Genomic DNA, 18620 nt, shown 5'->3' on the forward strand with positions numbered 1-18620 from the left:
CAGCGGCCCCATTGCGGACGACAGGGGTCGCAATGTCCCAATTCGAGATCCAAATCTCGGCCAAATCGGCTGCCTCCAACCAAATCGGCCGTACAGCTCACCTACCGTGAAACATGCGGGCTAGCGGATCTCCGGCCGCACCCACTCCAGCAGGAAGCGCAGGTGGCCGATGACGGGGTAGTTGCGCAGCACCGCGCGCCGGGTCTGCCGCAGGTCGTGCGCGCCGATGGCCAAGCCCGCGAGGCCCGCCAGCGCCATCCACGCGAGCTGGCCGAAGCCGACCCAGGCGAACAGGCCGAGGAGCGCGAAGATCGCCGCCAGCAGCAGCGTCAGGTAGCGAACGGGGAAGTGGCGGTCGAGCGCGATCAGCCAGGTGGGCATCGGCGTGGGCGAGAACTGCGATGCGCCGAATGGTGCATCAATCCAGCGTGCGCTTGTAGCGCGTGAGCGCCAGCACGCCGGCGACGAGCACGAAGGCCAGCATCGGCCACAGCTCGGGCCACAGCTCGGCGATGCCGTTGCCCTTGAGCAGGATGCCGCGCACGATGCGCAGGAAGTGCGTCAGCGGCAGCAGCTCGCCGATGGCCTGCGCCCAGCCCGGCATGCCGCGGAACGGGAACATGAAGCCCGACAGCAGGATCGACGGCAGGAAGAAGAAGAAGGTCATCTGCAGCGCCTGCAGCTGGTTCTTCGCCAGCGTCGAGAAGGTGAAGCCGACGCCGAGGTTGGCCAGCATGAAGACGCCGATCAGCGCCAGCAGCAGCGCCAGGCTGCCGTTCATCGGCACCTCGAACAGCAGCCACGCGGCGAGCATGATCACGCCGAGCTGGATGTAGCCGATCACCACGTAGGGCAGGATCTTGCCGGCCATCACCTCGAGCGGGCGCACCGGCGTCGCGAGCAGGTTCTCCATCGTGCCGCGCTCGCGCTCGCGCGTCATCGCCAGGCCGGTCAACATCACCATCGTCATCGTCAGGATGGTGCCGATCAGCCCGGGCACGATGTTGTAGCGCGACAGGCCCTCCGGGTTGTAGCGGCGGTGGATGCGCAGGTCGATCGGGGCCGGGCGCGGCGCCAAGGCCGCCAACGGGCCGCTCGTTTCGTGTGCCAGCGCCTGCGTCAGCAGCGGCTGCAGCGCGGCGATCGCGTTGCCCGACGCCGCCGGGTCGGTGGCGTCGACCGCCACCAGCAGCACCGGCCGCGCGCCGCGCACCAGGTCGCGCGTGAACCCGGGCGGGATGACGATCATGAACTGCACGTCGCCGCGCTCCAGCAGCGCTTCGGCCTCGGCCTCGCTGCCGGTCGTGCGCTGGATGCGGAAGTAGCCGCTGTGCTGCAACGCGGCACTGATGCTGCGGGCGAACGCGCCGCCATCCTCCGCGACCAGCACCGTCGGCAGGCCCTTCGGATCGGTGTTGATCGCGTAGCCGAACAGCACCAGCTGCAGCACCGGCACGCCGACCGCCATCGCAAAGGTCAGGCGGTCGCGCAGCATCTGCTGGAACTCCTTGATGAAGACCGCCGCGATGCGACCCAGTGAAAAGCCGCGCGTCACGAGGGCAGCGCCTTGAAGTTGTCCTGCGCGCGGCCGACCAGGCGGATGAAGGCGTCTTCGAGGTCACGCGCCCCGGCCTCGGCCACGATCTCGGCGGCCGTGCCACGGGCGAGGACCTTGCCGTAGGCGATGTAGCACAGCTCGTGGCAGCGCTCGGCCTCGTCCATGTAGTGCGTCGACACGAGCACCGTGATGCCCTCGGCGGCGAGGCGGTGGATCTGGTCCCAGAAGTCGCGCCGCGCCTTCGGGTCGACGCCGGCGGTCGGCTCGTCGAGCAGCAGCAGCTGCGGCTCGTGCAGCAGGCAGGCGGCGAGCGCGAGGCGCTGCTTCCAGCCGCCGGACAAGGTGCCGGCGAGCTGCTGCTGGCGCTCGACGAGATCCAGCTCGGCCAGCGCGCGATCGACCGCCTTGCGCCGCTCGGGCAGCTCGAAGAGCCGGGCGACGAAATCCAGGTTCTCGCGGATCGACAAGTCCTCGTAGAGGCCGAACTTCTGCGTCATGTAGCCGACCTGGCGCTTGATCTCGGCGCCGCCCGAGGCGATGTCGAGGCCCAGGCAGGTGCCATGCCCCTCGTCGGCCTTCAAGAGCCCGCACAACATGCGGATCGTCGTCGTCTTGCCGCTGCCGTTGGGGCCGAGGAAGCCGCAGATGCGGCCGCGCGCGAGCTGCAGGTCGACGTGGTCGACGACGGCGCGGCCGCCGTAGCGCTTGGTCAGGCCGCGTACATCGATTGCTAGCACTTTTCAGCTCGCCCGTTGCACGTCGATCGGCTGTCCCGGCCGCAGCCGCGGCGCATCGGCCGGCGCCGGCCGCGCCTCGACCATGAACACCAGCTTCGCGCGCTGGGCGTTCGAATAGATCACCGGCGGCGTGTACTCGGCCTGCGTCGCGATGCGGCTGATGCGCGCGTTGATCGGCGCGCCGCAGCCGTCGCAGCGGATGAGCACCGCCTGGCCCGGCGCCAGCGCGCCGGCCTCCGTTTCGGCGACGTAGAAGCGCGCCTTCACCGCGCCGGCCGGCAGCAGCGAGACGATCGGCTGCCCGGCCGGCACCCATTCGCCGACGCGGAAGAAGGTGTCGGCGACCTCGGCCGCCGCCGGCGCGCGCTGCGCTTTCTGCTGCAGCCGCCAGTCGGCCTGTTTCAGCTGCTGCTGCGCGGCACTGGCGCCGGCCTGCGCGGCGGCGCGCTCCTGCACGCGCGCCGGCAGCTGCGCGACGCGCAACGCGGCTTCGAGCTCGGTGACCTGCGCATCGGCCTGGCTCAGCGCGGCCTGCGCATCGTCGAGCTGCGCAGCGGAGACGAAGTTCTGCGCGACCAGCTGCTTGACGCGCGCGAGCTCGGTGCGCGCCAGTGCCGCCTGCGCCTTGGCGCGCGCGAGCTGCGCGCGGGCCACCGCGACCTCGTCGGCGCGGCGGCCGGTCTCCGTGTTGCGCGCCTGTGCCTCGGCGACGCCCAGCCGCGCCTGCGCTTCGGCGCGCGCCAGGGCTTCGGCCTCATCGTCGAGCACGAAGAGCGGCGCGCCTTGCGCCACCTTGCCGCCGGCCTGCACCGGCAGCTGCGCGAGCGTGCCGGCCAGCGGCGACGACACCAGCACGTACTCGCCTTCGACATAACCCGACCAACCCGCGGGCGGACGCTCGGCGCAGCCGGCGCCCAGCAGCGCGGCCATCAGCATCCCGCCCACACGTTTCACAGTCCTGCCTCCTCGCCGCGTCGCAGCGTCGTCGGTGCGACTACGGCAGCGCGCGCACCTTGATGTTGCGGTAGTGCACCTCGCTGCCCGGGTCGTGCCCCTGCAGCGCGAACGTGCCGCTGCCGATGAGGCGCTGTTCGAGGCCCTTCGGCCGCGCCGGGTTCGGCTCTTCGGTGTAGTCGACGATGGTCTTGCCGTCGATCGTCGTGAGCACGCGCGAGCCAACGACCCGCGTGACCAGCGTGAACCACCGGCCGTCGGGCACGGCGACCTCCCGGTAGTCGCGGATGCCCCACAGCCCGCCGCTGCGGCTTGAGTCGCTGTGCGAGTTGTTGACCTGCACCTCGTAGCCCTTGTTCGGCCAGCCGACCGCCTGCCACTCGGTGTGGAAGTAGACGCCGGAGTTGGCGCTCGGGAAGGTCAGCACGTCGAGCTTCAGCTCGAAGTTCTTGAACACGGAATGCTCGACCGCGCCGACGTAGAACAGGTGCGAACGCGGCCCGCGCACGACGATGGCGCCGTCCTTGACACTGAAGCTGCCGGGCGCGTCGCTGGCGCGCCAGCCGGCGAGCGACTGGCCATCGAAGAGCAATTGCCAGCCGTCGGCCTTCTCCTGGGATGTCAGCAGGTTCATGTCGGCACCGAATGCAGCAGGGTTGGCGAAGCCGAAGAAAAGCAGCGCACGAAGAAGGAAGCGTCGCATCAGGCCACTCCCACGATCTGCAGCACCTCGGAGGGCGGGCCGTCGAAGGTCAATGAGGGCGTGTTGCCGACGAAGCGCAGGTCCTTCGTGCCCTCGGGGGTCGTGTAGAAGCCGCCGGCGGTGAGGTCGCGATAACGCGCGAAAAACCTGGCCGCCTCGGCCAGGCGCGGCGCGGCCCGTGCTGCCCAGCAGATGTCGTCGCAGATCAGGCGCTGTTGCGCTTCGCGGCTGCCGGCGAAAGACTTGCCGAAGCGCCGCCGGGCTTCCCGCTCGAGCCAGCCGAGGCCGTGCACGATCAGCTGGCGGTCCTTGCGGTGGCGCGGGTAGGGCGCGCTGACCCATTCGTCGATGAATCGGTGCACCTCGAGGTCGGCCGCGCTCGGCGAGTGCTCGTCGGCCGGAATGATCAGCGCACACAGCGCCGCCGCGGTGCGACGCTGAATTGCGTTGAAAGTGAGCGGCCAGAGCTCGCCCGGGCGATAGGTCTTGATGAGGTTCGGGTCGGTGCCGTAGCCGACCGCCGGCTTGCGCGCAGCGGCGGCGGCGAGGGCGCTGTCCCCCAGCGGCGCGGACGCCGCCGCGAGCATCCATTGCAGGCTGGTTCGCCGGTCCATCAGATCTCCTTCCTGCGCAGCTGCTCGACCAGGTAGTCCGCCGCGCGCCAGGCGAGCGCCATGATCGTCAGCGTCGGGTTTTTGTCGGCGTTGGAGCAGAACGGCGCGCCATCGGTGATGAAGAGGTTCTTCACGTCCCAGGTCTGGCACCAGCCGTTGGTCACCGACGTCGCCGGGTCGCTGCCCATGATCGCACCGCCGACCTCGTGGATGATCGCGCCGCCGGCGGCGATCGCCTTGCGGCCGTCGCGCTCGACGCTGCCGTGCACCCGGCCGCCCATCGCGTCGATGATCTCGGCGAAGGTCTTCTGCATGTGCGCGGCTTGGGCGGTTTCGTGGTCTGCCCATTGCCAGTGGAAACGCAGCACCGGGATGCCCCAGCGGTCCTTGACCAGCGGGTCGAGGTCGCAGTACGAGTGCTCGTTCGGGATCATCTCGCCGCGCCCGGCGAAGTAAACGAACGACCCGTAGTAGCGCCGCGCGTCTTCCTTGAAGCGCCGGCCGTAGCTGCCCTCGGTCAGCCATTCCAGCCCGGCCGCGGTGCCCAGGCTCGGCAAACGCCGGCCGCTGGCCATCTCGATGTGGTAGCCGCGCGGAAAGTCGAGCGCGCCCTTGGCCTGCTGCTGGTACAGCCACCACGGCGCATACACGTGCGCGCCGCCGGCGCCGTCTTCGTTGTGCGGCGGCAGGTTCTCGAGCCGCGGGATCTGGCCGGAGAGATCGCTGCCCACGGTGTCCATGATGTAGCGGCCGAGCTTGCCGCTGGAGTTGGCCAGCCCGTTCGGAAAGCGTGCCGACTTCGAATTCAACAGGATGCGCACCGACTCGCAGGCGCTGGCCGCCAGCACCACCACGCGGGCCTGGGCCAGCTCGTGCCGGCCGCTGGCCTTGTCGACGAAGCGCACGCCCGAGGCCTTGCCGGCCTCATCGAGCACCACCTCGTAGACCATCGCGTTGCACAGGATGTCGAGCTTGCCGGTGGCCAGCGCCGGCGGCAGGTGCACCGCCGGCGACTGGTAGGTGGCGCGGATCGAGCAGCCCCGGAAGCACGGTGTGGCCCAGAAACACGCGGCGCGCGAGCGCATGTCCTGCGCGAGGATGCGCTGCGCGTTCGGATTGCCCGGGTGCAGCTTGGCGGGCAGCGTCGTGTGGTCGAGCGGGCGGGTCAGCACCGCGCGGTGGATCGGCACCACCGGAATGCCGAGTGGGCCGGCGCGCTGCTGGATGAGCCGCTCGCCGACCCGCGCGGCCGGCGCCGGCTGCAGGCAGCCCTCGGGCGAGTCCGGCGTGTTTTCCAGGCCTTCGCTGGAGCCGTAGACGCCGATCAGCATCTCGACCTTGTCGTAGTAGCCGGCGACGTCGTCGTACGAGATCGGCCAGTCGAAGCCGAAGCCGTCGCGCGTGCGCGGCTTGAAGTCGTAGGGCCCGTTGCGCAGCGCGATGCGCCCCCAATGGTTGGTGCGCCCGCCCAGCATGCGCGCGCGCCACCATTCGAACTGTTGGCCGGCGGCTTTCGACGCGTTGGTGTAGGGCTCGCCGGGCACCGTCCAGCCGCCGTCGATCGTCGCATCGTAGAAGCCGAAGGGCTTGTCGGGTGTGCCGGCGCCTCGCAAGGGCGCGTCGTGGGCGGTCTGGAACATCGGCGTCTCGGCCGCGACGTCGTAGTTGCGGCCGGCCTCGAGCATCAGCACGCTGACGCCTTCCATCGCCAGCGTGTAGGCGGTCTGCCCACCGGCGGCGCCCGAGCCGACGACGATGACGTCGTAGTCGCGCTGCGCGGTGCGTGGGGTGATGAAAGGCATGGGTCCGCTCCCGGAGGGCAACGATATCCCAGCCCGTGCCGCCAGCGCTGCATCCGTGGGCCGCACCGCACCGTATGTCCCGCATCGCCGGGCGCATCGCGCGGGCCGAAACGATGGAGGAGAGATCGATGGACACGCTCGACGCCCGCGCGCTGGCCGCGCTGTGCGACAAGGAATCCACTGCCGACGCCCGGCCGCCGCGGCGCGCCGTCGTGCTCGGCGCCAGCCTGGCCGGGCTGCTCGCTGCGCGCGTGCTGCACGAGCACTTCGACGAGGTGCTGCTGCTCGACCGCCACCCGCTGCCGATGGACCTCGGGCCGCGCCAGGCGACACCGCACACCCGCCACACGCATGCGCTGCTGGCGCGCGGCCGGCAGGCGATCGAGAGCCTCTTCCCGGGCATCGGCGACGAATGGCTGGCGGCCGGCGGGCGGCTGGGCGACGTCGGCAGCGAGGCGCTGTTCTACGCCGGGCGCCGCCGCTTCGCGCAGGCCCATGCCGACGCCAGCGCCATCTGCCTCGGCCGCGGCGCGATCGAAGGCGTGCTGCGCTGGCGCCTGCGCGCATTGCCGCGCATCACGCTGGTCACCGGCGTCGACGCGCAGGGCCTGCTCGGCGCGCCGGGTGGCGACCGTGTCAGCGGTCTGCGCTGGCGCCTGCTCGACGACGAGGGCGCGCACCGCACGTTCGGCCTGCGCGCCGCGCTGGTGGTCGACGCGACCGGCCGCGCATCGAAGCTGCCGAAGTGGCTGGTCGAGCTCGGCCACGAGCCGCCGCGCGAGGAGCTGGTGCAGGTCGACATCCGCTACGCCACCGCCTACCTGGTGCGCGAGCCGCAGCACGCGCCGGGGCTGGAAGCCGTGATCGGCGCGGCGACGCCCGACCATCCGCGGCCTTCGGTGCTGCTGAGCCAGGAAGGTGGCCAGTGGGTCGTGACGCTCGGCGGTTACGGCGACGATGCGCCGCCGCTCGACCGCGCCGGCTTCATCCGGCGCGCCCAGGAATCGTCACCGCCGGAGCTGGCCGCGGTCGTGCGCGAGGCCGAGTTCCTCTGCGAGCCCTTCGGCTACCGCTTCCCGCACAGCCAGCGCCGGCGCTACGAAACGCTGCGCCGGATGCCCGACGGCGTGCTGGCGATCGGCGACAGCATCTGCAGCTTCAACCCGGTGTTCGGCCAGGGCATGAGCGTCGCGGCGTGCGAGGCGCTGGCGCTGCAGCAGGCGCTGCAAGGCGGTGACGCCGGGCTCGCGCGGCGCTACTTCCGCAGCGCCGCGAAGAGCATCGACATCGCCTGGCAGACCGCCGTCGGCGCCGACCTGGCGATTCCCAGCGTGCAAGGGGAGCGGCCACTGCCGGTGCGCCTGATCAATGCCTACATCGCGCGGCTCTTCGACGCGGCGCAGACCGATGCCGCGGTGGCCGTGGCCTTCGAGCGCGTTTCGCACCTGCTCGATGCGCCGCCGGCGCTGCTGCGGCCGGCAATGATGGCGCGGGTGTTCAGCGCGCGCTGGCGCAAGCCGGCGCTGCCGCTGCGCGAGGCGGCTGCCTAACGTCCGTCGGACGCGGCACTCAGGCCAGCGCTCGCCACAGCCGCTCGAACACCACGCCGAACTGCGCCACCAGCGCCGGGTGGTTGCACAGCACGACGTTCTCCTCGTTGTGCTCGCAGGCGCTGCGCGTCCAGTTGTAGCTGCCGTTGAGCAGCCAGGCCTGGTCGATGATCGCGAACTTGTGGTGCATGTGCGCGTCGCTGGTGTCCAGCGCCACCGGCACGCCGGCCGCGCGCAGCGCATGCACGTCACTGCCGGCGTCGAACGCCTTGGCGCCGTCGGTGATCAGCCGCACCGCGATACCGCGGCGGTGCATCGCCAGCACCTCGGCGCTGATGCGGTCATCCGACAGCGTGAAGACGCACAGGTCGGCGCGGCGCTTCGCGCTGCGCAGCTGGCCGCGGATCATCGACAGGCAGTGCTCGCCGGGGCTGAACGCGGCGTGGGCCTGCACCTCGGCCACCGGTGCGCGCGCGTTGTCGAGACAGCGCACGACGCCTTCGAGCCAACGCAGCAGCGCCAGCGGTGGGGAAGGAGATTCGGCTGCCCGCTCGCGCACCAGCGCGAAGGCACGGTTGCGCAGCTGGCGCAGCGCGTCCTCCGGTGGCTCGGCCTCGCGCAGCGCCTGGCTCAGTGAGCGCTTCTCGTCGTCGCTGAGCACATCGTCGTCGAGCGTGCGCTGCAGCTGATCGAGCAGGGCTGCGGTGGTATTCGCGGCGTCCGTCATTCGCTGCTTCCCTTGCCGCGCGCCAGCTTTGCATCGAGCTGCTTGGCCAGCCGCTCGACCTGGTTCGATGCGGTGTGATCGAGCTTCAGCCGCTCCTCGGTGGCGGCGATCAACGGCATGATGATCTTGCGGTAGGTCACGGCAATCTCCAGCACCGCCTGCGCGAGGCGCAGCGACTCGGGTTCCTCGGCATCGGGCGCCGGGGCCGGCGCCGGCTTCAGCTCGCCGACCGCGCGCGCCACTTCGAGCAAGGTCGACGCGATGCGCGTGCTGCCATCGGCATCGTCACCGCCGAGCTGGCGGCGGCGCGTGAAGGCCTCGGTGATCGCCCGCCAGCGCGCCGCTTCATCGGCGCTCGGCGCGCCCAGCAGCTGCGCCAGCCGCAACAGGTTCTCCTCGGCCCCGGTGGTCAGCGTCTGCGCCTCGCCGCGGTAGTGGTCGCGCAGCAGCGCGTCGAGCTCGCTGTCGCTCATCAACGGCGTTATCCGCCCGGCCAGCTTGACCATGTTGCGGTAGCTGCCCTGCAGCTTGAACGGCGGCGCGTCGCGGTAGGCGTCCTGCTGCGCGGCCGAGGCGATGTAGGCCAGGTTGACCTTCAGCAGCAGGTCGCGCGCACGCGCCAGCCGGCCGAGCAGCGCGACCAGCTCGTCGAGCTCGGCGCCGCTGTACGGGTGCGCGAATTCGCTGCTCGCGACGTCACCGCCCTCGGCCAGCGCGACCAGCCGGTGCAGGTCCTTCGGGTCGCGCGACGACAGCGGCAGCAGCACCGGATTGGAGGTCAGGCAGTTCTCGATGTACGACAGCGCGAACAGCGCCTCGCGGCCCGACAGCACGTCGCCCAGGTTGTGGATGTCGGCGCGGTTGGCCAGCATGTCGGGGATCTTGAAGACCTCCCCCGACTCGGTGTACGGGTTGCCGGCCATCACGATCGCGAAGCGCTTGCCGCGCAGGTCGTAGGTGCGCGGCTCGCCGTTCCACACGCCTTCGATGCGCCGCGTCGCATCGGCCAGCGCGATGAACTTCTGCAGGAACTCGGGCGCGGTGTGCTGGATGTCGTCGAGGTACAGCATCACGTTGCTGCCCATCGCAAGACCGAGGTTCAGTTTCTCCAGCTCCTGGCGCGCCGCGCTGTTCGGCGCTGCCGCCGGGTCGACCGACGTGACGTGGTGGCCGAGCACCGGGCAGTTGATGCGCACGAAGACCAGGCCCAGCCGGTCGGCCACGTACTCCATCAGCGTCGTCTTGCCGTAGCCCGGTGGCGAGATCAGCAGCAGCAGGCCCATGCGGTCGCTGCGCGCGGCCGCGCCGGCCGCGCCGAGCTGCTTGGACAGGTTGTCGCCGACCAGCGGCAGGTAGACCTCGTCGATCAGCCGGTTGCGCACGAAGGTCGACAACGGCTTGGCCTGGAACTGAGAAAGCTTCAGCCGCTGCTTCTCGGCCGCCAGCAGCGCATGGCGGCGGCGGCGGAAGGCCTCGAAGCCGGGCTGCACCTGCGTGACGTGGTGGTTGAAGCGCTGCCAGAAATCATTGAGCTGCAGCGGCAGCGTCCCGTGGCTGATGCGGGCATGCTCGCCGAGCAGGCCTTCGATCGTGGCCGAGAGCTCGGCGTTGTGACGCTGCCGCGCGCCCGGCAGCGCCAGCGCGGCGGCCGCCTCGTCGACCCAGGCGCTGGCCGCGTCGCCCTGCGTGCCGGCGAACGCGGCGACCCAGTCGCGCGCCAGCTGCCAGCGCTCGGCCGGCGCCGCGGCATCGAGGTCGTGCTGCCACGCGGCGAGCTGGCCCGAGCGTTCGAGAGCGCGCTTCAGGTCCGCCGCCAGATCCTCGGCGCGGCCGCTGATGATCCAGCCGTCGGCGCTGCGCGGATCGGCGAGCTGACGCACCAGGTAAGCGGCCGCCTCGGCGCGAACACCCGGCTCGGCGTTGAATGCCGACAGCGCCGTCGCCAGCTCGTGCTGCAGCGTCTCGAGCGCCGCGCCGGCGCCGAATGCCGCCTGCAGCTGCAGCGCGGTGCGGGCGCGCCGCTGCAACGCTGCGCGGGCCTCGGCATCGATGCCCTGCTCGACGTAGCGCAGCGCCAGGGTGCGCGCCACCGGCCCGTAGGCCAGCAGGCCGGCGCCCTGCTGCAGCCGCGCCAGCGCGCGCAAGAGCCTGGTCGCGTCCTCGTCGTGCACGCCCTTCTGGTAACCCTCCTGGTAGCGCGCGGTGGCGGCGCTGCGCACGGCATCGCGCAGCGGATCCGCGCCACCCTCGGGCGTGACCTGCAGCAGCGCCGCATCGATCGCGCCGCGGCCGTCGAGCAGCTCGCGCAGCAGCGTGCCGGCCAGGTACTCGGCACGGGCGAGCGTGGCGCTCTCGGACAGCAGCGCCTGCTGCCAGAACGGCTTCAGCGCCTCCAGCTCGGCATCGTGCGCCGGCGCCTGGTAGTCGGTGCCGGTCAGCTGCCAGACCAGGCCGTCTCCCGCGGGCACCAGCGTCAGGTCCAGCGGCTGGCGGTTGATGGTGAACGCATGCGGGCCGAAGCGCAGCGTCTGCCCGTCGTCGGCGACCAGCTCGCGTTGATCACGCACGGCGCGCAATGCCGCATCGTGCGCCGCCTTCAGCCGCGTGGCGATGTCGTCGGCGGCCACCGCCGAGCCGAGCGAGCGCAGCTCGTCGATCAGCTGCCGCAGCTTGCCGAGCATCGGGTCGGCGGCGAAGTAGCTGTGCACCTGCGCCGGCTCGCGCAGCGCCGCGACACGGCGCGGCACGCCGTCGAGGATGCGGCCCGCTGCCTCGGCCAGCGCCTGCGCGCGGCGCTGCTGCGCCTCGACCAGGTCCTGGCGCCGCGCGGCCAGCGCCTCGTAGACCGTCTCGCGCTGCTCGGCGATGTCGGCGATGAATTCATCGTGCTCGGCAAATCGGCCTTCCAGCTCCTCCAGCTGTGCGAGCAGGCGCGTCAAGGCCTCGTCGCACTTCTCCGGCGAGTCGGCGAATTCCAGCGCGTTCTCGACCGCCTGGCCGAAGAGCTTGAACTGCGCGCCGAACTCGGCCCGCGCCTCGGTCGCGCCCAACGCCTTGCGCCGCTGGCGCGCTTCGGCGCGCTGCTTGTTGATGTCGGCGTACAGCGTCGAGATGCGGTCGAGGATGCGCGTGCGCACCACCGCGTCGCCGCCGGGCAGGCTGCCGAGCTGCGATGTCAGCAGGTCCAGCCCCGCCGCCTGTGCATCGAGCTTGCGCAGCAGTTCGGCCAGCGCCGGCGAGCTCTGGGCTTGCGCCAGCTCGGCCGCCAGTTGCTGCAGCCCGCGCTGCTGGCCGTCGAAGGCGTTGTCGGCGGCCAGGAACTGCAGCGCGCGTTCGCCGACGCGCTGTTGCTCGGCGGCGAGCACCACGTCCATCGCGGCGATCGCCGACACGTCGGCGTAGCGCAGGTCCTTCAAGCCGTGCAGCGCGCCGCGGTGCTCGCGCAAGCGGTCGAGCGCCTTGACGAAGTCCTCGGGCTGGCGCCACAGCATGCTGGCGATGTCGGTCAGCAGCGCGCGCTGCGAGCGCGTGGCCTGCTCGATCGCCTGCGCGGTCTGACGCCGGATCGCATCGACCTTCTCGAACTCGGCCAGCGTCGCGCGCGCGCCATCGACGACCGCGCGCAGGTCGTCCGACAGGCCCTGCGCCTCGGGTTCGTCGAGCCAGAAGAACGCATCGGCGATGCGCCCAGCCTGGCGGATCAGGTCCTCGTAGGCCGCGCGCGTCGGCGCCTGCTCGGCCAGCGCGCGCGCGATGCCGATCAGGTCCGAGATGCCGCGCACCAGCTCGGCATTGCCGATGCGACCGAAGAAGCCTTCGGCCGGCGGCTGCGCCTGTGCGTATTCGTCGTGCGCGAACGGCGTGCGCCACAGCTGCATCGGGTGCAAACGCGTCGGCTCGCCGCGCTCGTCCTGGAACACCAGCAGGCGGCCATCCGGGAAACGCGCGTAGCCATGCGCGACGATCGGCGCGGCCAGCGCCTTGTCGATCAGGTTGTACGAGAACAGCGCGTACAGGCCCTTGAGCGGCTCGTAGAAGACGTAGAGCACGTCCTCGCCGTTGGGCGAGCGGATCATCCGCTTGAAGCGCAGCCCGGCGACCACCTCCGCGGGCAGATCGAAGCGCTTGTGCTCGCCCGACTGCAGCACATAACCGCCGGGGAAGACGATGCCGTGGTCCTCGGGCAGCTGCACGCAGGCGCTGCCGATCGCATCGATGCGCTGCACCTGCTGCGTGCGCGGGATGTAGACGAGATGACGCTGCTGCGATTCGCGGTACGGCCGCATGCGCAGCAGGATCAGCTGGCCGACGCGCGCATAGGCCAGCTCGGCATCGGCCAGCGACTGGTGCGCATCGTCGACCGGCTCGCTGTAGATGCCCAGGCCCGTCTCGGTGTTGTTCTCGACCTTGACCGTCAGGTCGCCGCCGGTGGTCTCGACGAACACCGTGTCGAGCACGTTGACGTGCGGATGCTTGCCCAGCACATGGTCCTCGCGCGTGGCGGGCGTCCACTCGAAGTCATGGCTGGCGGGAAGCGCGATGTCGCGCTCGCCGCGATTGTCGACGTAGCGCACGCTGCCGTCGCGCTCGAGCTGCCAGCGGAAGACGCGCACGTCGCTCAGCTGCTGGCCGATCTGGAACGACGCCAGCAGCTTGTCGGTGGTGACGCGCAGCTGCAGCAGCGAGGCCTGCTTGTAATAAGCGTAGAGCTCGCGGAAGTCGGAGACGAAGCGCGCTTCCTCGAGGAAGCTGCCGGCCAGCGGCACCGGCTCCAGCTCATCGCCGCTGCCGTCGGCCAGGCGGTACAGCGCGAACACGTCGCCGACCGCCGTTTCCTTGCGCAAGCCGATGAAGACGTTGTAGCCGAACAGCAGCAGCTCGCCGATGCGCACGATGTCGCGCGCGACGCAATTGTTGTCGGTGCGCGCGCGCGTGCGCTTCAGCAGCGCCTGCTCGCTGCGCCCGAAGGCCGCCAGCCGCGCCTCGTTCAGCGCCTGCGCTTTGCCGTTCAGCGTGCGGCCGAGCGTCGCCAGGCGCGACTTCAGCAGCTCGTAGCTGCCGCTTTGCGCGACCAGCGGGTCGCCGGCCGCGGGCGCCTCGACGGCTGCAGCGGTGTCGGCGCTCACCGCGCCATCGGTCGATGCCATGCGCTGAGGTCCTGACGCGTCGATAACGCGTTACTGCGGCAGCCGCGCCTGCAGCGATTGCAGCGCGGCCTGGAAGGCGGCCTTCTGCGGCTCGGTGCCGTCGCGCATCACCTTGGCCATCAGCCCGGCGAGCGTCAGGTTCTGCAGCTCGGCCGACGAGCTGCCGAGCGCGCCGACCAGGCCGCGCAGGTCGCCGACCATGTCGCGCTCGCCGCTCAGGTAGTCCTTCAGCCCGGCCTGCAGCGTCTGGCTCTTGCCGATCACGCCGTCGATGCCCTTGCCGAGCGCCAGCGCGCCGACGAAGCGCTCGAAGTAGTCGCCCTGGCCGCCGACGATGTCGATCTTGGTGTTGGCCATCGCCGTGCCCAGCACCTCGGCCTGGTCCTTGGCGATCGCCTGCTGCGCATCGATGCCCTTGAGCGTCTCGACGTGCGACTTCTCCAGCCGCATGCGGAATTCCTCGTGGTCGCGCGTCTCGGCGCTCATCGCCTTCATCGCAGCGAACTTGGTCTCCAGGCCCTTGGCCTCGGCGAGGAAGCGGGCCTCGATGGTCGATGCTTCGGCCTGGCCCGACTTCACGGTGGCATCGGCATCGAGCAGGCGCACGTTGACATCGGCCAGGCCGAGCTTCTCCTTGCCCTCGGCCTCGGCGCCCAGCTTGGCGCGCAGGCCGGTGGCCTCGGCCGAGGCGCGCGCCTCGATCACCTGCGCCTCGGCCTGGCCGACCTTCAGCGTCGCCTCGGCGCCGGCCGAGCGCACGTGCACGTCGGCCATGCCCTGCTTCTCCAGCGCATCGGCCTTGACCATCAGCACCTTGGCCTCGGCCAGGCCCGACGCGGCCGACAGCGCCTCGACGCCCTCGGCCTCGCGCTTCTTCGCCTCGGCCGACTTCTCGGCGACCTTCAGCCGCGCCTCGGCCATCGTGATCTCCTCGGCCGCCAGGTGCTTGGCGCGGCGCTCCTGGCCCTCGGCGGCCTTGACCTCGAGCAGCAACTTCTCCTCGGCCTGGCCCTCGGCCATGATGATGGTCGACTTCTTCGTGCGGTCGGCTTCGGACGTGACGCGCAGCTCCTTGATCGCCTCTTCCTGCTCGGCGACCGTGCGCTCGACGACGATGCGCTCGCGGATCACGTCGGCGATCGCCTTCTTCTGCACCTCGACCGCGCGGTCCTTGTCGATCTTCTGCAGCGTCACTTCCTTCTCGCGGTCGACGACCTCGAGCTCGCGCGCACGCGTGACCTTCTCTTCCTCGATCGCCACCGCGCGCTTGCGGTTGTTCTCGGCCACTTCCTTCTCGCGCTGCGTGTTCTCGTTCTGCACCGCAATGACCTGCTCGGACTGCAGCCGCGCCAGCTCGGACTTGGAGCGCTCCTCGGCCTGGATCTTCAGCGTCTCGGCCTGTTCGCGGGCACGCACGCTGGCCACCTCACGGGCCTGGCGTGCCTGCGCATCGGCGGCCTGGCGCTCCAGCTCCAGCAGCGCCTCCTGCGTCTCGACGTCCTTCTTCTTGATCTGCATTTCCTCGTTGCGGCGCAGCTCGTTGGTGCGCACATGCTCGACCGCCGTCAGCTCGGTGATCTTCTTGATGCCCTGCGCATCGAGGATGTTGCTGTTGTCGAGCTTGGACAGCGGCGTCTGCTCGAGGTAATCGATCGCCGCGTCCTCGAGCACGTAACCCGACAGGTCGTCGCCGATCTGCGCAATGATCTCGTCGCGAAAACGGTCGCGCGCGCCGTACAGGTCGATGAAATCGAGCGACTTGCCCACCGTCTTCAGCGCCTCGGAGAATTTCGCCGAGAACAGCTCTTCCAGCGTGTCGTGGTTCGACGCGCGCGCGCAGCCCACCGCCTGCGCGACCTTCAGCACGTCCTCGGCGGTCTTGTTGACGCGCACGTAGAAGCGCACCTTGATGTCGGCGCGGATGTTGTCGCGGCAGATCAGGCCCTCGTTGCCGGAGCGGTCGATCTCGATCGTCTTGACCGAGATGTCCATCAGCTCGGCCTTGTGGATGATCGGGTAGACCATGCGGCCGGTGAAGGTGACCTCGGGTTCGGCGCGCAGCGTATTGGCGATCAGCGCATAACCCTGCTCGATCTTGCGGTAGAACTTCGCGAGCATCGCGAACAGGCCGAGGATCAGGACGGCCAGCACGATGGCGGCAATGATGAGCGGTTCCATCGATTTCCCTCAGGTCAGGTGGTGGGCAGTGGTCGTCAGGCGGCCGGGACGATCCGGTAGCGGGCGCGCTCGGCGTCGTAGTCGACGATACGCGCCGACGAGCCCTTGGTCAGCGCATTCGGCTCTTCGGCCCAGACGCGGATGTTGATGCTGGCGCCGCGCTGCGCGACCTCGGCGCGGCCGACTCTGGCGTTGACGACACCGGTCACCACTCGGCAGACCTGGCCGACCAGCGCGTGGTTCGACAGCGCGGCATGGGTGATGAACAGCTTGCGCAGCGGCCGGATGGTCGCCGCGGCGAGCGGGATCGCGACCGCGAAGGCGAGCAGCAGCACGACGCTGCCGGCGACGATCGTCTGCACCCCATCCGGCAGCGGCGTCAGCGTCTGCAACTGCGGCAGCAGCCACATGCCGGCCAGGCAGCTGGCGACCCAGGCGTACAGCACCAGCAGGCTGGCGGCCACCGAAAACGGCACGCCGTTCAGCCCGAAGGTGACGACATAGCTCGCCAGCGTCGTCAGCTCCGACGGATCGGCGTCGGCCTGCGCCTCGATGTGCAGGTCGATGTCGAGGCCGGAATGCTCGAAGTCGACCAGGCCGATCACCGCCAGCACCCAGTAGACCAGCACGATGCCCAGCAGCACGGTGTAGACCGCGGTGGGGTAGGAAGACACTGCTGCGCTGAAGTCGCCCATGCACACCTCGGTGGTCGAACGGCGGCGATGGTCGGTCGAATGCGGCGCTGCCGTCAAGCGCAAGCGCTACCGGCGCGGTCGATATACTCCGCCTCCACAGCGCCGATTTGTTCCGGATTGCGGGCGCTTTAACAAATGCCGCTAAAGAGGGACGCCATGAACCCGGTGTCCGCCTTGAAGCGGCGCCGGGTTTTTTCATTGGCTGGTATTTCGATGGCATCGCTTGGGCACGTCACGCCGCAGACGCTGGAATTCGCCGATCCGCTGCCGCTCAAGAGTGGCGCGTCGATCGGGCGTTATCAGCTCGTCTACGAAACCTACGGCACGCTGAACGCCGCGAAGAGCAATGCGGTGCTGGTGTGCCATGCGCTGAACGCCAGCCACCACGTCGCCGGCAGCTACGCCGGCCAGCCGAAGAGCGAAGGCTGGTGGGACAACCTGGTCGGCCCGGGCAAGCCGCTGGACACCGACCGCTTCTTCGTCATCGGCGTCAACAACCTCGGCTCCTGCTTCGGCTCGACCGGCCCGATGCAGGTGAATCCGGACACCGGTCAACCCTGGGGCGCCGACTTCCCCGTAGTCACCGTCGAGGACTGGGTCGATGCGCAGGCGCGGCTGCTGGACCGGCTGGGCATCACGCGGCTGGCCGCGGTGCTCGGCGGCAGCCTGGGCGGCATGCAGGCGCTGTCGTGGACGCTGCGTTACCCGCAGCGCGTCGGCCACTGCATCGCGGTGGCGACGGCGCCGAACCTGTCGGCGCAGAACATCGCCTTCAACGAAGTCGCGCGGCGGGCGATCATCACCGACCCCGATTTCCACGGCGGCCACTTCTATGCGCACGGCGTGCTGCCGCGGCGCGGGCTGCGCGTGGCGCGCATGATCGGCCACATCACCTACCTGTCGGACGACTCGATGGAGGAGAAGTTCGGCCGCAGCCTGCGCAACGGCAGCGTCGACGGCGCACCGCCCGAGCTCGGCTACTCGACGCAGGAGATCGAGTTCCAGATCGAGAGCTACCTGCGCTACCAGGGCGACAAGTTCAGCGAGTACTTCGACGCCAACACGTATCTGCTGATCACCCGCGCGCTCGACTACTTCGACCCGGCGCGCGAACACGGCGGCGACCTGTCGCGCGCCTTCGCCGCGGCCCGCGCGCAGCGCTTCCTGGTCATCAGCTTCACGACCGACTGGCGCTTCCCGCCGGCGCGCTCGCGCGAGATCGTCAAGGCGCTGGTGGACAACCGCATCGACGTCAGCTACGCCGAGATCGAGGCGCCGCACGGCCACGATGCCTTCCTGCTCGAGGACCCGCGGTATCACGGCGTGCTGCGGGCGTATTTCGATCGCATTGCGGCGGAGCTGTCGATATGAGTGAACGACGAGAGCTCGAAGTCATCGCCGAGCTGGTACCGGCCGGCTCGCGCGTGCTCGACCTCGGCTGCGGCGACGGCGCGCTGCTGGCCCACCTGTGCGAGAAGAAGGGCTGCTCGGGCTACGGCATCGAGATCGCCGATGCCAACGTGCTGGCCTGCGCGCGGCGCGGCGTCAACGTGATCCAGCTCAACCTCGAGGAAGGGCTGGCGCTGTTCGACGACGCCAGCTTCGACGTCGTGCTGCAGCTCGACACGCTGCAGCACCTGCGCAACACCGAGAAGATGCTGCGCGAGACGGCGCGTGTCGGCCGCCTGGGCATCTTGAGCTTCCCGAACTTCGCGCACTGGCAGAACCGCTTCTCGATCCTGCGCGGCCGCATGCCGGTGACCAAGACGCTGCCCTACCAGTGGTACGACACGCCGAACATCCGCGTCGGCACGCACACCGATTTCGAGGTGCTGGCGCGCAAGAACGGCCTGCGCGTGCTCGACAGCTTCGGCCTGCACCGCGGCCAGCCGGTGCGGCGGATGCCGAACCTGCTGGCGACCGTCGCGGTGTTCAAGTTCGAAAGAGGCTGAGCG

13 protein-coding genes, 1 pseudogene and 1 riboswitch are annotated in these 18620 nt (G+C 70.1%); of the genes and pseudogenes, 3 read left to right on the forward strand and 11 right to left on the reverse strand.

Features of this window, described 5'->3' with window-relative positions; all coding sequences use genetic code 11:
• Positions 1–120: 120 nt before the first annotated feature.
• From HLB44_RS19365 to HLB44_RS19395, 7 genes and pseudogenes are all read right to left on the reverse strand, one after another.
• On the reverse strand, positions 121–381 hold the full coding sequence (locus HLB44_RS19365; protein WP_173125630.1) for a hypothetical protein: 261 nt from the start codon (positions 379–381) through the stop codon (positions 121–123).
• A 37-nt stretch (positions 382–418) separates the two neighbouring features.
• The gene (locus HLB44_RS19370) at positions 419–1555 is read right to left on the reverse strand and encodes an ABC transporter permease (protein ID WP_173125632.1); all 1137 of its coding nucleotides are present in this window, start codon (positions 1553–1555) and stop codon (positions 419–421) included.
• Between the two features lie 80 nt (positions 1556–1635).
• Positions 1636–2295: pseudogene (locus HLB44_RS19375) on the reverse strand (ABC transporter ATP-binding protein); the annotation flags it as partial.
• 3 nt (positions 2296–2298) lie between these two features.
• Positions 2299–3249, reverse strand: coding sequence for an HlyD family secretion protein (locus HLB44_RS19380; protein ID WP_343051409.1), 951 nt, complete (start codon positions 3247–3249; stop codon positions 2299–2301).
• A 40-nt stretch (positions 3250–3289) separates the two neighbouring features.
• Complete coding sequence (locus tag HLB44_RS19385) at positions 3290–3952, reverse strand: 3-keto-disaccharide hydrolase (protein WP_173125636.1); 663 nt, start codon at positions 3950–3952, stop codon at positions 3290–3292.
• Positions 3952–4566, reverse strand: a complete 615-nt coding sequence (locus HLB44_RS19390) for a gluconate 2-dehydrogenase subunit 3 family protein (protein ID WP_173125638.1) — start codon at positions 4564–4566, stop codon at positions 3952–3954. The genes HLB44_RS19385 and HLB44_RS19390 overlap by 1 nt, the downstream gene beginning before the upstream one ends.
• A complete protein-coding gene (locus HLB44_RS19395) occupies positions 4566–6368 on the reverse strand; it encodes a GMC family oxidoreductase (RefSeq protein ID WP_173125640.1) in 1803 nt (600 codons plus the stop codon). Before HLB44_RS19395 ends, HLB44_RS19390 begins: the two co-directional genes overlap by 1 nt.
• Positions 6369–6496: 128 nt before the next feature.
• Here HLB44_RS19395 and HLB44_RS19400 point away from each other — a divergent pair, with 128 nt between their 5' ends.
• Complete coding sequence (locus tag HLB44_RS19400; protein WP_173125642.1) at positions 6497–7918, forward strand: FAD-dependent oxidoreductase; 1422 nt, start codon at positions 6497–6499, stop codon at positions 7916–7918.
• 19 nt (positions 7919–7937) lie between these two features.
• Here the strand turns inward: HLB44_RS19400 and HLB44_RS19405 are convergent, their stop codons facing one another.
• From HLB44_RS19405 to HLB44_RS19420, 4 genes are read right to left on the reverse strand one after another with little or no spacing between them, the layout of a single operon-like run.
• The gene (locus HLB44_RS19405; protein ID WP_173125644.1) at positions 7938–8645 is read right to left on the reverse strand and encodes a phospholipase D-like domain-containing protein; all 708 of its coding nucleotides are present in this window, start codon (positions 8643–8645) and stop codon (positions 7938–7940) included.
• The gene (locus HLB44_RS19410; protein ID WP_173125645.1) at positions 8642–13792 is read right to left on the reverse strand and encodes a DNA repair ATPase; all 5151 of its coding nucleotides are present in this window, start codon (positions 13790–13792) and stop codon (positions 8642–8644) included. Before HLB44_RS19410 ends, HLB44_RS19405 begins: the two co-directional genes overlap by 4 nt.
• A 30-nt stretch (positions 13793–13822) precedes the next feature.
• Positions 13823–15970, reverse strand: coding sequence for a flotillin family protein (locus HLB44_RS19415; RefSeq protein ID WP_173125647.1), 2148 nt, complete (start codon positions 15968–15970; stop codon positions 13823–13825).
• Between the two features lie 35 nt (positions 15971–16005).
• The gene (locus HLB44_RS19420) at positions 16006–16665 is read right to left on the reverse strand and encodes a ubiquinone biosynthesis protein (RefSeq protein WP_173125649.1); all 660 of its coding nucleotides are present in this window, start codon (positions 16663–16665) and stop codon (positions 16006–16008) included.
• Between the two features lie 89 nt (positions 16666–16754).
• A riboswitch (SAM riboswitch) is annotated at positions 16755–16831 on the forward strand.
• A gap of 47 nt (positions 16832–16878) precedes the next feature.
• On the opposite strand from HLB44_RS19420, the gene metX reads away from it, so the two are divergent.
• Both metX and metW read left to right on the forward strand, forming a co-directional pair.
• On the forward strand, positions 16879–18036 hold the full coding sequence (metX, locus tag HLB44_RS19425; RefSeq protein ID WP_173125651.1) for a homoserine O-succinyltransferase MetX: 1158 nt from the start codon (positions 16879–16881) through the stop codon (positions 18034–18036).
• Positions 18033–18617, forward strand: coding sequence for a methionine biosynthesis protein MetW (metW, locus tag HLB44_RS19430; RefSeq protein ID WP_173125653.1), 585 nt, complete (start codon positions 18033–18035; stop codon positions 18615–18617). Before metX ends, metW begins: the two co-directional genes overlap by 4 nt.
• Positions 18618–18620 lie beyond the last annotated feature (3 nt).

Source organism: Pseudaquabacterium terrae (genome assembly GCF_013266755.1).
Lineage (GTDB): Bacteria > Pseudomonadota > Gammaproteobacteria > Burkholderiales > Burkholderiaceae_C > Pseudaquabacterium > Pseudaquabacterium terrae.